A 12389-nucleotide genomic window follows, 5' to 3' on the forward strand; every position below is an offset into this window, starting at 1 on the left:
AATATTGCGATGCATGACGCCGTCTCCCGACCGACCCCGCCCGCCGAGCCCACTTCCTGGCCGCGCCGACTGACCCAGCCTGTCCGCATCGGCGGCGTGGTGGTGGGCGGTGGCAAGCCGGTGGTGGTGCAGTCGATGACCAACACCGATACCGCCGACGTGGCCTCCAGCGTAAAGCAGGTGGCCGAGCTGTGGCGCGCCGGTTCGGAAATGGTGCGGCTGACGGTCAACAATCCTGAATCCGCCGCGGCCATTCCGCGCATCGTCGACAAGCTGGCGATGATGGGCATCGAGGTGCCGCTGATCGGTGACTTCCATTACAACGGCCACCAGCTGCTGAGCGCCGAGCCGGCCTGTGCCGAAGCGCTGGCCAAGTACCGCATCAATCCCGGCAACGTCGGCTTCGGCAAGAAGAAGGACCTGCAGTTCGCGCAGCTGATCGAGTTCGCGATCCGCTACGACAAGCCGGTGCGCATCGGGGCCAACTGGGGCTCGCTGGACCAGTCGCTGGCGGCCAGGCTGATGGACGAGAACACCCAGCGCGAGCAGCCCTGGGATGCCGGCCGCGTCCTGCGCGAGGCATTGATTCGGTCGGCGCTGGATTCTGCCGAAACCGCGGTCGAACTCGGCCTGCCACGCGACCGCATCGTGCTGTCGGCGAAGGTCAGTGGCGTGCAGGAGCTGATCGCGGTGTACCGCGATCTTGCCCAGCGCTCGGATTTCGCCCTGCACCTGGGCCTGACCGAAGCCGGCATCGGCAGCAAGGGCATCGTGGCTTCGGCGGCGGCGCTGGCGGTGCTGATGCAGGAAGGCATCGGTGACACCATCCGGATTTCGCTGACGCCCGAACCGGGCCAGTCGCGGACCCAGGAAGTGATCGTCGCCCAGGAGCTGCTGCAGACCACCGGGCAGCGTGCCTTCACCCCGCTGGTCACGGCCTGCCCGGGCTGCGGCCGCACCACGTCCGAGTTCTTCCAGGAGCTGGCCAAGGTGGTGCAGAACCACGTGCGTGAACGCATGCCGCTGTGGAAGATCGAGCATCCGGGGGCGGAGAACATGACGCTGGCCGTGATGGGCTGCATCGTCAACGGGCCGGGCGAATCGCGCCACGCCAACATCGGCATTTCCCTGCCGGGTACCGGTGAAGCACCGGCCGCGCCGGTGTTCGTCGATGGTGAGAAGAAGATCACCCTGCGCGGTGAGAACATCGCCCAGGATTTCGTCAAGCTGATCGACGACTACGTCGAACAGAACTATGTCCGAAACGCCGGATAAGCCCGGGATGCTGGCCGGTCCCGGGGAAGAGGCGGCAGGCGTCCGCCATTGGATGTCGCGCAACGCGTGGCGCTTCGTGCTGCTGTTTGCCGGCGTGCTGCTGCCTTTGGCGGTGTTCGTCGCGCTGGCCGATGAGGTGCATGAATTCGAGGCGTTCCACTTCGATGCACCGCTGCTGTGGCGGATGCACGGCTGGCATGGTCCGGTGCTGGATCAGGTCGTGGTGGTCATCACCCGGCTGGGTTACGAGTGGTTCCTGATCCCCGCCGACGTGGTGATCGTGGCGGCCCTGTTGTGGGCCAGGCGCTGGCGCGAGGCGAGCTTCGCCGCCGTCGGCTTCGTCGGATCGGCGCTGCTGAACATGAGCAGCAAGCAGTTCTTCCAGCGTGACCGGCCCAGCCTGTGGGAGTCGATCGCGCCCGAAGCGACCTACAGCTTCCCCAGTGGCCATGCGATGGGGTCGATGACCTTCGCCTGCGTTGCCGTGCTGCTGGCCTGGAATACCCGATGGCGCTGGCCGGTGGCCGTGGCTGCCCCGGTGTTCGCCGTGCTGGTGAGCGTGTCCCGGGTCTACCTGGGCGTGCATTACCCGTCCGACATCCTGGCCGGCTGGTGCGCCGCGCTGGTCTGGGTGGTCGGCTGCTATCTGGTGATGTTCCGCCAGCACCGGCCATGGCGCCGGGGTGCAGATGTTCCGGTGGCGTGAATGAATCATAAAGATCGGGCCGTTAGTAGGCTATATTGATCGAGAACGTGGATTCATGGCGGACCTTCGAACGCCGGAGCCGGGGCAGTGTGATTCCGGCCGCAATTCGGAACCTGCTGTCGGGTATTGCGCTTGTGGGACCTCTTCCCGGTACCTACCGTGGAAGTCGGAAGCGGTAGTGAAAGGGGAAGATGCATGACGATTCGTGTCTATCTGGTGGATGACCACGCGCTGGTCCGCACCGGCATGAAGATGATCCTGTCCGGCGAAACCGATATGGAGGTCATCGGCGAGGCGGAGTGCGGCGAAGATGCGCTGCGCGAGATCCGGCAACTGAAGCCGGACGTGGTGCTGTGCGATCTCCACCTGCCGGGCGTCAGCGGGCTGGAAGTGACCGAACGGATCGTGCGCGGCCAGGAGGCCACCCGGGTCGTCATCGTGTCGGTGCTGGAAGACGGGCCGATGCCCAAGCGCCTGCTGGAAGCCGGTGCATCGGGCTACATCAGCAAAGGCTGCAACGCACAGGAACTGCTTCGCGCGGTCCGTGATGCGTCGCTGGGGCGGCGTTACCTGGGCAGCAACATCGCGCAGAACCTTGCCCTGTCCACGGTGGAAGGCAGCGCCTCGCCGTTCGACAGCCTGTCACCGCGCGAACTGGAAGTGGCCCTGCTGCTGACCCAAGGGCTGCGCCAGGAAGACATCGCGCGCCGGCTCAGCCTGAGCGCCAAGACCATCAACACGCACAAGGCGCGCCTGTTCGAGAAGATGGGCATCCACGACAACATCGCGCTGGCCCGCATGGCCAGCCAGTACGGCCTGGTGGACCCGGCACGACCGATGTAATCGGGGTGGGTGACGACCGTTGGTCGTCACGCTTCTCCCCGCCGAGCATGGCTCGGCGCTACCCTTCGCCGGGCAATGACCCCGGCGCTAGCGCATCAGCGGCCGCGGATGCGCGCCACGATCTTCGCCGCACCGGCGGCGGCATCGCGCACCTTGTCCCATGCGCCGTCGGCGATCCAGTTGCCCGGCACCATCCACGAACCGCCGATGCAGACCACGTTCTTCTGCTCCAGATACTCCGCGGCACTGTCTTCGGTGATGCCACCGGTCGGGCACAGCTTCAGGTCCGGCACCGGCCCGGCCAGGCCCTTGATCATCGCCAGTCCACCTACCGCCGTGGCCGGGAACAGCTTGCACACCCGAAAGCCGCGCGCGTACAGCGCCAGCAGTTCGGTCGGCGACGCCGCGCCAGGCACCACCGGCAGCGGCGCAGCGGCCAGTGCATCGGCCATGTGCGACGGCGTCCCCGGGGTAACCAGGAAATCCGCACCGGCATCGATCGACTGCTGCATCTGCTCCACCGTCAGCACCGTGCCGGCACCGACCACCACGCCGGGCAGCTCGCGCTTCAACATCGCCAGCGCGTCCATCGCCACCGGCGTGCGCAGGGTCAGCTCGATGGCCGGCAACCCGCCTTCCAGCAGCGCCGCACTGACCGCCCGCGCCTGATCCAGCGTATGCACCGTCACCACCGGCAGAATGCCGGCCGCCGTCAACAATTCCGCCGCCCGCACCTGATGCTGCTGAATGCTCATGCCCTGCTTTTCCTTTTTATTTTCCGTCTGCTGCGCACAACGCGCCAGGGATTTGTCCGGAGGCTGCGGGAGGCCTCGGCCGGGACCGCTCTCGCGCATGGATGCGCGAGTGCGAGCCTACATGGATGTACTTGCGGCGTGTCCTGGTCGAGGCCTCCCGCAGCCTCAGCCAGGAATGAGCGCCGTACAAAGCGGCTCAGGCGTCCTTCGCCTCATGCGGCGCATCCGCCGCCGCGGCATCATGCCCCAGCTCATACTCCGCATCGTAATCCCACGCACTGCCGTCGGCCGCCGCCGGCCCGCACGAAATCGAGATCGCGCCCTGGTCGGCCGGCCCCACCACCAGGCGGTTGACCGCGAACAGATTGCGTCCCAGGTCATTGGCCGCCGGCGCGGTGTTCGGCGCATGCGTGCGTGCCGCCCATTCGGCCTCGTCGACCAGCACCTCCAGCGTGCCGGCCTCGCCATCCAGGCGGATGATGTCGCCCTCGCGCAGCTTGCCCAGCGGGCCGCCGCGCGCGGCTTCCGGCGTCATGTGGATCGCCGCGGGAATCTTGCCCGACGCGCCGGACAGGCGGCCATCGGTCACCAGCGCCACGCGCCGGCCCTGGTTCTGCAGCAGGCCCAGCAACGGCGCCAGCGAATGCAGTTCCGGCATGCCGTTGGCACGCGGGCCCTGGTAGCGCACCACGGCCACGAAGTCCTGCGGCAACAGGCCAGCGGCATGCAGCTTGTTCAGCACCTGCGGCGCATCGACCACCACCGCCGGCGCCTCGATGCTGCGGTACTGCGGCTTGACCGCCGACAGCTTGATCAGCGAACGGCCCAGGTTGCCGCGCAGCAGGCGCAGGCCGCCCTGGCTTTCGAACGGATTGTCCACGCCGCGGGCGACGTCTTCATCGGCACTGCGGATGATGCCGTCCACCCAGGTGACCTGGCCGTCCTGCAGGCGCGGTTCGCGCGCGTAGTCGGCCATGCCGCCGCGTGCGACGGTGACGATGTCGCCGTGCATCAGGCCGGCGCGGATCAGCTCGCCGAACACGAAGGCCGGACCGCCTGCGGCGGCGAAGCGGTTCACGTCGGCCTCGCCGTTGGGGTACACGCGGGTCAGCAGCGGGATCAACTGGGACAGCTGGTCCATGTCGTCCCAGGTCACCACGATGCCGGCCGCACGGGCCACTGCGATCCAGTGGATGGTGTGGTTGGTCGAGCCGCCGGTGGCCATCAGCGCGACGATCGCGTTGACGATCGCGCGCTCGTCGATGATCCGCCCGATCGGACGGTAATCATCGCCCAGCGCGGTCATTTCCAGCGCACGCACGGTGGCTTCGCGGGTCAGCGCACCGCGCAGGGTCTGTTCCGGGTTGACGAACGAGGCGCCCGGCAGCTGCACCCCCATCGCTTCCAGCAGCACCTGGTTGGAGTTGGCCGTGCCGTAGAACGTGCAGGTACCGGCGCCGTGGTAGGACGCCGCTTCGGCTTCCAGCAGTTCCTCGCGGGTAGCTTCGCCGGCGGCATAGCGCTCGCGCACTTCGGCCTTCTGCTTGTTCGGAATGCCCGGTGTCATCGGGCCGGCCGGCACGAACACCGAGGGCAGGTGGCCGAAGGCCAGCGCGCCGATCAGCAGGCCCGGCACGATCTTGTCGCACACGCCGAGGTAGATCGCCGCATCGAACATGTCGTGGCTGAGCCCGATGGCGGTGGACTGGGCAATGACATCGCGCGAGAACAGCGACAGTTCCATGCCACCGCGGCCCTGGGTCACGCCGTCGCACATCGCCGGCACGCCACCGGCCACCTGCGCGGTCGCGCCCCATTCGCGGGCGATCTCACGGATCTGCTCGGGATAGGTCTCGAACGGCTGGTGCGCCGACAACATGTCGTTGTAGGAGGTGATGATGCCGAGGTTCGGCGTCACCCCGCCACGCAGGCGTTTCTTGTCGGTGCCACCGCAGGCGGCGAAGCCGTGGGCAAGATTGCCGCAGCTCAGGCGGCTGCGGAACGGGCCATCGCGCAGGGCGGCGTCGATGCCGGCCAGGTAAGCAGCGCGCGAAGCGGCGCTGCGGCGCACGATGCGCTCGGTGATGGCGTGCAGTTGCGGATGCAGACTCATTGGCTACCAGCGTGGAAGAGGTGGCGAGAGGGAACGTCGGATCAGTCGGCCCAGTGCACGCGCAGGCGCGGGCCGGGCTGGTCGATGGCGGCGAGGATCGGATACTGCTGGACATCGTTGCTGTCCAGCGCGTGCTGCAAAACTTCCAGTTTCTGCTTGCCGCGCAGCAGCAGCAGGCGCTGGCGGCAGGCGCGCAGGCCGTGCGGGGTCAGCGTGATGCGCAGCGGCCACTGGTTCGAACCGGGGCAACCGGTCGCATCCAGTGCGGCATAGGGCAGGGTGCTTTCCAGGGCGCGCTGCAGGTCGCGCGAACCCGGGAACAGCGAGCAGGTATGCCCGTCATTGCCCATGCCCAGCGCCACCACGCTCGGTGGCAGGCTGTACTGGGCCTGCAGGTTGGCGGTGTAGACGCACTCCGGCAACGGCTTGCCGATGCGTACCAGCGGATCGAAATGCGCCCCTTCGGCGCGCTGCAGGAAGCTTTCGCGGACCAGGTGCGCGTTGCTGTCGCGATCCTGCGGCGACAGCCAGCGCTCATCGGCCAGGCTTACTTCCACCCGGTCCCAATGCACGTCCAGTTCGGCCAGTGCCTGGTACACCGGTGCCGGCGTGGTGCCGCCGGACAGCAGCATGCGCGCACGGCCGTGTTCGGCGATGTCGGCATTGAGGATCTTCGCCATGTCGGCGGCGACCGCTTCGATCCAGCCATCGGCCTCGCGGTGGGCGATGAATTCGACGCGGTCGGAAGAGAACGCAGTGGGCATCAGGCAGCAGCTCCGGCAACGGCGCACTCGGCATCGACGGCGTACGCCGCCGCGCCCAGCAGGCCGGGATTGGGATGGATCACCGCCAGGGACGGAACCCGGCCCATGATCGAAGAGAAACGCCCCTTGTGTTCGAAGCGTTGGCGGAAACCGGAGTGCTGCAGCGATTCCAGCATGCGCGGCACCAGTCCGCCGGTCAGGAACACGCCGTCCCATGCGCCCTGGATCAGCACCAGGTCGCCGGCGATCGCACCGAAGATGGCGCAGAACAGGTCCACCGCGCGCATCGCCTGCGGATCACCCGCGCCGGCGCGTGCGGTGACGTCGGCCGGTTTCAGGTGGCCGGGATCGAAGCCGGCCATCTCGCACACGGCGCGATGGATGTTGACCAGGCCGGGGCCGCAGATCAGGCGTTCGTTGGAGACGCGGCCGAACGTTTCGGAGAGGATTTCCAGGATGCGGATCTCTTCCGGCGTGCCCGGCGGGAAGCTGACATGGCCGCCTTCGGTTTCCAGCGGGAAGCAGCGGTCGTGGCGGATCACCAGGCCGCCGACGCCAAGCCCGGTGCCCGGGCCGATGACACCGTAGTTGGCCGGCGCACCGCTGCGTCGCGGGCTCCAGCTGGCCCCGCCGATCTGCACCACGTCCTTGGGCTGCAGCAGCGAAATGGCCATGGCCTGGGCAGCGAAATCGTTGATCAGGTGCAGCTCGGAAAAACCGAGCATGGCGGCGGTGCGGCTGCGCGAAATCACCCACGGGTGGTTGGTGATGCGGGCCTCGTCGCCGTCCACGCGGCCGGCCACCGCGAACACGCCGCGGCTGGCTTCGGCATCCACTTCCTGCAGGTAGTGGCGCGCGGCATCACCGAGCGAAGGGAAGTCCACCACCGGGAATTCGCGGATGCTGTCTTCCAGCAGCGGGCTGCTGTCGGCGGTGTCCGCCAGCGCGAAACGCGCGTTGGTACCGCCGATGTCGGCGACCAGGATCGGCTGAGCCAGCCCCGTCATGCCTTGTCCCCGACCGTGTTGCCATCGACGTCGCCGGGCAGGAAGCCGGCTGCGGCGTCCGGGCCCCACGATCCGGCGGGGTAGGGCTGCAGCGGCAGGTCGGCGTTCTTCCAGGCATCGGCCACGCTGTCGATCCACTGCCAGGCCGCACGCACTTCGTCATCGCGCACGAACAGGGCATGGTTGCCGTTGAATGCATCCAGGAACAGGCGTTCGTAGGCGATGCGGCGGTGCAGGCCGGTCGGCACGGACAGTTCCAGTTCCAGCGGCTGCAGTTCCAGCGCGCCCCATTCCGGGCCGGCCAGGCTGCTCATCAGGCCCAGTTCGATGTTTTCCTGCGGCTGCAGCTGGAACACCAGCCGGTTCGGCGTGGCCTGGCCACGGTGCGGACGTTCGAACAGCCAGTGGGTGACCGGCTTGAGCGTCACCACCACGCGGCTGGTGCGCTCGGGCAGGCGCTTGCCGGTGACCAGGTGGAACGGCACTCCGCTCCAGCGCCAGTTGTCGATATGCGCGGTGACCCCGGCGAAGGTTTCCACGTCGCTGCCTTCCGGCGGCTGGTAGGCCTGGGCGGGCTGGCCGTTGATGGTGCCGGCGGTGTAGCGGCCACGCACGCTGTCACGCGCGGCGTGCTTGGCATCCAGCGGACGCAGCGAGCGCAGCACCTTGACCTTTTCATCGCGGATGCGGTCGGCTTCCAGCGATGCCGGCGGCTCCATCGCCACCAGGCACAGCAGCTGCAGGATATGGCTCTGCACCATGTCACGCAGCGCGCCGGAGCGTGCGTAGTAGGCATCGCGCCCGTCCACGCCTTCGCTCTCGGACACCAGGATGTGCACCGATTCGATGTAGTTGCGGTTCCATACCGCTTCCAGCAGGGTGTTGCCGAAGCGCAGTGCGATCAGGTTCTGCACCGCCGCCTTGCCCAGGTAGTGGTCCAGGCGGAACACGCGGTCTTCGTCGATCCACTGGCCGATGGTGCTGATGATCTGTTCGGCACTTTCGCTGTCGCTGCCGATCGGCTTTTCCAGCATCAGCCGGTGCGGTGCCGCCAGGGCGCCGCCCTTGGCCAGGCCTTCGCAGGTGGAGATGTACAGGCCCGGCGGAATGGCCAGGTAGCTGACGCAGCGGCGGTCGACCAGGTCGGACACCGCTTCGGCCACCGAATCGGCGTTGCGCAGGTCCACCGAACGGTAGTCGATACGCTGCAGCAGCGAGGCGATGTCTTCGGCGGTGGCCAGCGGCATCGCCTGCTGCAGGCGAGGACGCAGGATGTCCCGGAAGGCCTCGGTGTCATGCGGTGAGAGCGCCAGGGCGCGGACCTTGAAGTCTTCCGGCAACAGGCCATCGCCAAGCAGGCGCAGCAGGGACGGGAAGAGATAGCGCTGGGCCAGATCGCCAGTGGCGCCGAACAGGAAGAGGGTATCGTGCATCGCTCGAGTTTCAGATCCGGGTGACATCGTTGTCAATCGCTGCCTGGCTGGGTTCCGGGGAAGGTTTTTTTACTGCGTTGTCCGCCTGCTGCAGCGGGCCATCCGGCTTCTGCCGGTACGACCAGCCACGGGCGGGCGGGGTACTGTCCGTACATCGTGACGCAGATGATGCGTTTCGACCTAGGGATACTGCCACGTGAAAACGTTTACATGGCAGAATGTGCAACTGTATTCGATTGCATTGGCGCCGTCATGCGGCACTGAGGCAAAAACACTGCCATCGGGAGGGCCGAAGGCAGTCCACGTGCAACAGCCCCGGCGACGGGCGGACTGGAAGAGTGATATGGCAAAAGTGCAGTTGCAGGGTGTGCGCAAGGTCTACGACAACGGCCAGGTCGCGGTGAAGGACGCTACCTTCGAGGTCGCCGATGGCGAGCTGATGGTATTGGTGGGGCCGTCGGGCTGCGGCAAGTCGACCCTGCTGCGGATGATCGCCGGCCTGGAAGAGATCAGTGGCGGCACGCTGACCATCGGCGAGCGCGTGGTCAACGACGTGGCACCGAAAGACCGTGACATCGCCATGGTGTTCCAGAGCTACGCGCTGTACCCGCACATGACCGTGGCCGAGAACCTGGCCTTCGGCCTGAAGCTGCGCGGCCACGACAAGGCCACCATCGACAAGCGCATCAGCGAAGCGGCGCAGACGCTGGGCCTGACCGACATGATGGACAAGCTGCCCAAGGCGATGTCCGGTGGCCAGCGCCAGCGCGTGGCGCTGGGCCGTGCGCTGGTGCGCGAGCCGGCGGTGTTCCTGCTGGATGAGCCGCTGTCCAACCTGGACGCCAAGCTGCGCCACAGCGTGCGTACCGAAATCGCCCAGCTGCACCGCAAGCTGGGTACCACGATGATCTACGTCACCCACGACCAGGTAGAGGCGATGACGCTCGGCCAGCGCATCGTGGTGTTGAAGGACGGCGTGATCCAGCAGATCGACACGCCGATGGAGCTGTACGACCGTCCGGCCAATCTGTTTGTCGCCGGCTTCCTCGGCAGCCCGGCGATGAACGTGCTGCGTGGCACGCTGCAGGCCAGCGCGTCCGGCGTGGTGGTGAGCGATGGCGACTGGAAGGCGCCGCTGGGCCACGCCACCATCGATCCGCGCTGGCTGGACAAGCCGATCGCGGTGGGCGTGCGCCCGGAGCACCTGCAGCCGGCCGACGCTGGTGCCGAATGGACCTTCGAGGCACGCATCGAAGGCATCGAGCCGGTGGGCAACGAAATCTTCGTCAACCTGGTCAGCGGCCAGCATGCGCTGACCATGCGCGTGGCGCCACGCGCGCTGCCGGCGGTGGGCGAGACCCTGAAACTGGCCGTGCAGCCCAACGCACTGCACTTCTTCGATGCAGAAACCGGCGAACGCCTCAACGCCTGATCCCGGTAGCGACGGCCGCCGGCCCGGTAGCGACGGCCGCTGGCCGTCATCAAGGAACACCCGGTAGCGACGGCCGCTGGCCGTCAGCAACCCCGGTGACGACCAACGGTCGTCACTACCTTGCCAGGCCGTCCTGCAGCGGCAAGCGCTGCGCAGGCTGACCGCCCACGCTGAGCGCTGCATCACTGGTTTCCAGCGGCAACACCGCCAGTGCCAGCTCGCCGGCCACGCTGGCGATACTGCCGAGCACGCTGCCATCCTGCTCCACGCTGGCACCCGGTTCGGCGACGGCAGACAGCTGCAGCAGCTGCAATGCCCGTTTGGCCTTGCCCAGGAAATGCGTGCGCGCCACGATTTCCTGGCCGGGGTAGCAGCCCTTGCGGACGCTGTAGCCGTTCAGTCGATCCAGCCCCAGCTGCTGTGGGGTCCAGTGTTCACGCTGGCCCGGCACCAGGCGGGGCAGGCCCAGCCGCAGGTCGGCCTGGCGCCACGCCGCGGTGAAGGCGGCTTCGCTCTGTGTTGCGGCATCGCCGGCAGAAGCGGCGGTGATGCGCATCGCCCGCGGCAGCTCCGCACCGCCGAGGTCCAGCTCCAGCATGTCGTCCAGCGAACCGCTCACGGTTGCGCCCAGGGCGGCCTGCGGTGCGGCAAATGCGCCCCGCACCTGCAGATCGTCGCGACGGCTGATCTTGACCTTGCGACGGAACACGAAACGCTGCAACTGCGAAGCAATCTCATCTGCGTCGCCGTCTGCGAACACCAGCAACAATGCTTCCGAATCCAGGCGGATGAGCTGAAACACGCCGATCGTGCGGCCTTTGGCTGTCAACCACGCACTCCACTGCCAATGCGAATCGCTCAGCGCGGCCACATCACTGGAGAACTGGGCCTGCGCGAACACCACCGCATCGGGTCCGGAAAGGGACACCAACTGGCGGTCTTCCAGCAGGGCATATGGAACTAATTCGGGGGAAAGGTTGTCAGGCACGTGAACGAGGTCTAGAATTTGTGCGTTGCGAGAATCCTGATGATAGGCCAAACAACCCCCACTCCCGACACCGAATCTGAAGCCCCGCTGGATCCGAAGGCGCCCGCGCCTGAAGGCACGCCTGCTGAGCAGAAGGAATACGGTGGCCGCGGCGGACTTGATCCGGTGCGGTACGGTGATTGGGAGAAAAACGGACGCTGCATCGATTTCTGATCCAGCATTGAGCCAACGCGGCAGTTGTGCCGCCCAGCCGAGACAACGAGCCCAGCGAATGGCGACCCGAGAACGCCCCCTTTCCCCGCACCTCCAGGTGTATCGCTGGCAGATCCAGATGGCCACCTCGATCCTGCATCGAGCCACGGGCATCTTTCTGTCTGTTGGAGCCTTGATCATCGCCGGCGGCCTGCTCGCCCTGATGATGGGCCCCGCCTCCTGGACCTGCTTCACCGACCACGCTGGGGCCTGGTACGGCAAGCTGTTCCTGTTTGCCTGGACCTGGGCCTTCGCGTACCACCTGTGCAATGGCCTGCGCCATATCGTGCAGGACTTCGCGATTGGCTTCAGCATCCCGGCCTTCGTGCGCAGCAGCTGGCTGTCGGTGTTCGCATCGCTGGTCATCACCGCCCTGGTCTGGGCCTACGTGCTGGTTTCCGGAGGTGCCGCATGAACCGTTACCGCACCCCGTTGAAGAACGTGCGTGGCCTCGGCGCTGCCAAGACCGGCACCGAGCACTTCGTGCACCAGCGCCTGACCGCCACCGCGCTGGTGGTGCTGTCGATCTGGTTCCTGGTGTTCGTGCTGAGCCTGCTCGGCGCCGATTACGTGACCGCCACGGCGGCCATCGCCAAGCCGTGGAATGCGGTGCTGGTGGTGGGCTTCCTGGTCGCCATGTTCTGGCACGCCCAGCTTGGCCTGCAGATCGTGCTGGAAGACTACATCCATAATTCGCTGCTGGCCCTCGCGCTGCAGACCACGGTGAAGTTCGTTGCCGTGCTCGGCGCCATCGTCAGTGTGTTTGCTGTGGTCCGCATCGCGCTCGGCGCGGCCTGAACCCAGGCACCAAGACAGGAATA

Annotated in this window: 13 protein-coding genes; 7 read left to right on the top strand and 6 right to left on the bottom strand. The window is 66.9% G+C overall.

The window, feature by feature from the left end:
- Nucleotides 1-9 precede the first annotated feature (9 nt).
- The 3 genes from ispG to RTX79_RS00235 all read left to right on the top strand — a co-directional run bounded on the left by ispG (nt 10) and on the right by RTX79_RS00235 (nt 2824).
- On the top strand, nt 10-1275 hold the full coding sequence (gene ispG / locus RTX79_RS00225; RefSeq protein WP_123699359.1) for a flavodoxin-dependent (E)-4-hydroxy-3-methylbut-2-enyl-diphosphate synthase: 1266 nt from the start codon (nt 10-12) through the stop codon (nt 1273-1275).
- Nucleotides 1256-1981, top strand: coding sequence for a phosphatase PAP2 family protein (locus RTX79_RS00230; RefSeq protein ID WP_057508154.1), 726 nt, complete (start codon nt 1256-1258; stop codon nt 1979-1981). Before ispG ends, RTX79_RS00230 begins: the two co-directional genes overlap by 20 nt.
- A gap of 195 nt (nt 1982-2176) precedes the next feature.
- Complete coding sequence (locus RTX79_RS00235; protein ID WP_042614023.1) at nt 2177-2824, top strand: response regulator; 648 nt, start codon at nt 2177-2179, stop codon at nt 2822-2824.
- A 95-nt stretch (nt 2825-2919) separates the two neighbouring features.
- Here the strand turns inward: RTX79_RS00235 and eda are convergent, their stop codons facing one another.
- The 5 genes from eda to zwf all read right to left on the bottom strand — a co-directional run bounded on the left by eda (nt 2920) and on the right by zwf (nt 8896).
- Nucleotides 2920-3579: a bifunctional 4-hydroxy-2-oxoglutarate aldolase/2-dehydro-3-deoxy-phosphogluconate aldolase gene (eda, locus tag RTX79_RS00240; RefSeq protein WP_309686611.1), complete on the bottom strand. Its 660-nt coding sequence runs from the start codon at nt 3577-3579 to the stop codon at nt 2920-2922.
- 196 nt (nt 3580-3775) lie between these two features.
- Nucleotides 3776-5692 (bottom strand): phosphogluconate dehydratase, encoded by a 1917-nt coding sequence (edd, locus tag RTX79_RS00245; RefSeq protein WP_057508152.1) that lies wholly within the window; start codon nt 5690-5692, stop codon nt 3776-3778.
- A gap of 41 nt (nt 5693-5733) precedes the next feature.
- Complete coding sequence (gene pgl, locus RTX79_RS00250) at nt 5734-6456, bottom strand: 6-phosphogluconolactonase (protein ID WP_057508151.1); 723 nt, start codon at nt 6454-6456, stop codon at nt 5734-5736.
- Nucleotides 6456-7463 (bottom strand): glucokinase, encoded by a 1008-nt coding sequence (gene glk / locus RTX79_RS00255; RefSeq protein WP_057508150.1) that lies wholly within the window; start codon nt 7461-7463, stop codon nt 6456-6458. The genes pgl and glk overlap by 1 nt, the downstream gene beginning before the upstream one ends.
- Nucleotides 7460-8896 (bottom strand): glucose-6-phosphate dehydrogenase, encoded by a 1437-nt coding sequence (gene zwf, locus RTX79_RS00260; RefSeq protein WP_309686603.1) that lies wholly within the window; start codon nt 8894-8896, stop codon nt 7460-7462. Before zwf ends, glk begins: the two co-directional genes overlap by 4 nt.
- A gap of 343 nt (nt 8897-9239) precedes the next feature.
- On the opposite strand from zwf, the gene RTX79_RS00265 reads away from it, so the two are divergent.
- The gene (locus tag RTX79_RS00265; protein WP_057508148.1) at nt 9240-10328 is read left to right on the top strand and encodes an ABC transporter ATP-binding protein; all 1089 of its coding nucleotides are present in this window, start codon (nt 9240-9242) and stop codon (nt 10326-10328) included.
- Between the two features lie 115 nt (nt 10329-10443).
- Here RTX79_RS00265 and RTX79_RS00270 read toward each other — a convergent pair whose 3' ends face one another.
- A complete protein-coding gene (locus tag RTX79_RS00270) occupies nt 10444-11316 on the bottom strand; it encodes a YgfZ/GcvT domain-containing protein (RefSeq protein WP_312680911.1) in 873 nt (290 codons plus the stop codon).
- A 39-nt stretch (nt 11317-11355) separates the two neighbouring features.
- Here RTX79_RS00270 and RTX79_RS00275 point away from each other — a divergent pair, with 39 nt between their 5' ends.
- The 3 genes from RTX79_RS00275 to sdhD are packed head-to-tail and all read left to right on the top strand — an operon-like array spanning nt 11356 to nt 12366.
- A complete protein-coding gene (locus tag RTX79_RS00275) occupies nt 11356-11529 on the top strand; it encodes a DUF1674 domain-containing protein (protein WP_083491974.1) in 174 nt (57 codons plus the stop codon).
- 58 nt (nt 11530-11587) lie between these two features.
- Nucleotides 11588-11983, top strand: a complete 396-nt coding sequence (gene sdhC, locus RTX79_RS00280; protein WP_057508146.1) for a succinate dehydrogenase, cytochrome b556 subunit — start codon at nt 11588-11590, stop codon at nt 11981-11983.
- Complete coding sequence (gene sdhD, locus RTX79_RS00285) at nt 11980-12366, top strand: succinate dehydrogenase, hydrophobic membrane anchor protein (RefSeq protein ID WP_057508145.1); 387 nt, start codon at nt 11980-11982, stop codon at nt 12364-12366. Before sdhC ends, sdhD begins: the two co-directional genes overlap by 4 nt.
- The last annotated feature ends 23 nt before the right edge of the window (nt 12367-12389 follow it).

The sequence above is a fragment of the Stenotrophomonas chelatiphaga genome (assembly GCF_032054965.1).
GTDB classification, from domain to species: domain Bacteria; phylum Pseudomonadota; class Gammaproteobacteria; order Xanthomonadales; family Xanthomonadaceae; genus Stenotrophomonas; species Stenotrophomonas chelatiphaga.

Bases quoted from the DNA above. Each gene is read 5' to 3' on its own strand.
- sdhC (WP_057508146.1), top strand. From the start codon at position 11,588: ATGGCGACCCGAGAACGCCCCCTTTCCCCGCACCTCCAGGTGTATCGC.
- sdhD (WP_057508145.1), top strand. From the start codon at position 11,980: ATGAACCGTTACCGCACCCCGTTGAAGAACGTGCGTGGCCTCGGCGCT.
- edd (WP_057508152.1), bottom strand. From the start codon at position 5,692: ATGAGTCTGCATCCGCAACTGCACGCCATCACCGAGCGCATCGTGCGC.
- RTX79_RS00265 (WP_057508148.1), top strand. From the start codon at position 9,240: ATGGCAAAAGTGCAGTTGCAGGGTGTGCGCAAGGTCTACGACAACGGC.
- pgl (WP_057508151.1), bottom strand. From the start codon at position 6,456: ATGCCCACTGCGTTCTCTTCCGACCGCGTCGAATTCATCGCCCACCGC.
- ispG (WP_123699359.1), top strand. From the start codon at position 10: ATGCATGACGCCGTCTCCCGACCGACCCCGCCCGCCGAGCCCACTTCC.
- RTX79_RS00230 (WP_057508154.1), top strand. From the start codon at position 1,256: ATGTCCGAAACGCCGGATAAGCCCGGGATGCTGGCCGGTCCCGGGGAA.
- glk (WP_057508150.1), bottom strand. From the start codon at position 7,463: ATGACGGGGCTGGCTCAGCCGATCCTGGTCGCCGACATCGGCGGTACC.
- zwf (WP_309686603.1), bottom strand. From the start codon at position 8,896: ATGCACGATACCCTCTTCCTGTTCGGCGCCACTGGCGATCTGGCCCAG.
- eda (WP_309686611.1), bottom strand. From the start codon at position 3,579: ATGAGCATTCAGCAGCATCAGGTGCGGGCGGCGGAATTGTTGACGGCG.
- RTX79_RS00235 (WP_042614023.1), top strand. From the start codon at position 2,177: ATGACGATTCGTGTCTATCTGGTGGATGACCACGCGCTGGTCCGCACC.
- RTX79_RS00275 (WP_083491974.1), top strand. From the start codon at position 11,356: ATGATAGGCCAAACAACCCCCACTCCCGACACCGAATCTGAAGCCCCG.